Raw genomic sequence first — 1,275 nt, 5'->3', positions numbered from 1 at the left:
AGAAAGGGTTTAAAAAAGAAAGGGTTTAAAAAAGAAAGGGTTTAAAAAAGAAAGGGTTTAAAAGAAGCCACTTAAAAAGAAAGTTTAAAAAAAAGAAAGTTCAAAAAAAAAGAAAGTTCAAAAAAAAAGAAAGTTCAAACAAAGAATTTAAAAACAAAGAATTTAAAAACAAAGAATTTAAGAAAGAGAGTTCAAAACAAAGGGTTCAAAAAAGAAACCCCTTAAAATAAGAAACTCCCCAAAAAACAAAGGGTTCAAAAAAAACCACTTAAAAACAAGAAGTTCAAAACAAGAAGTTCAAAACAAGAAGTTCAAAACAAGAAGTTCAAAACAAAGGAGTTCAAAACAAAGGGTTCAAATGAAACCCCAAAAAAGAGGGTTAAAAAAGGGGGTTCCACAAAGGGCTAAATGTCAATAAGCGAACACGTAATTCAAATACACGCTATAGAGTCTGCGGTATTTGAGTTCAGCCCCCATAAAGGAATAATAGTTCGTGTTAATGGTGGGGATTTTAAGCCCTAACTCAATCCCATGCTGAGCCGCATGATCGCTGCCTTTTTTCTTGGGTCTGGCTAAATTCATCCTCACTCCCATGTTGAATAAGAATTGGAAATTCGCCACGTTCATTTTAGCGTTATAGACATTATTCACGGTGGCTAAGTTCACGTATTCAGAATTAAGCCATGAAGTGCCCGCTAACGCAATCCCACCAAAAAGCCCCACTGAGAGCTTGTTGTTTTTGCCTAAAAAGTTAGTGGCTTTATCGTTGATGAAGTTATAAAGCGCATCCGCTCCAAAGCCATAAGTCCACACATCAGAAGCCGAGTTGAAAAAGCTGGATTTGATGAACGCATGGTTGTAATCAAAAAAGCCGTAATACCTAGCGCCCCATTTCCTTTTTTGCCCAAAGAATTGTTTGTAACCCACCTGAATACCGATCCCATTCATGGCACCATTGTTGGTTTGAGAACTGACAATTCCCATTTTCCTAAAAGGGTTACGACCTAACTCTTGGTTGATGGTTTGGATTTGGTTGTAAGCGTTTTGATTCAAGTAGTAATTGGTCTCTATGCCTTGCGGGCTATAGGGGTTATTCTTTTTGCTCACCGCATTTTGCAAGCTTTGCGCGTTAGGGATGCTAGAGAGCGCGGTGGTGATGCTGTTATAAGTGTTGCCCAATTCATTGTATCGGGATTTGAAATTCACCAAAGTGTCAGCGATGTTTTCGGCTTGCTGTATTTGCTGTTCTTGAGTGCCAAAATGGGCGATGCTGTT

General features: G+C 38.2%; 1 pseudogene. It reads right to left on the bottom strand.

Going from position 1 to position 1,275, the window contains the following annotated elements:
- Positions 1-411: 411 nt before the first annotated feature.
- Positions 412-1,275, bottom strand: a pseudogene (gene babB, locus EWZ81_RS05390) (Hop family adhesin BabB); the annotation flags it as partial.

The organism is Helicobacter pylori (assembly GCF_011140715.1).
Taxonomy (GTDB): Bacteria; Campylobacterota; Campylobacteria; order Campylobacterales; family Helicobacteraceae; genus Helicobacter; species Helicobacter pylori_DA.
Note: the sequence above shows the minus strand (reverse complement) of the source record. Positions and strands in the feature narration are given on the sequence as shown.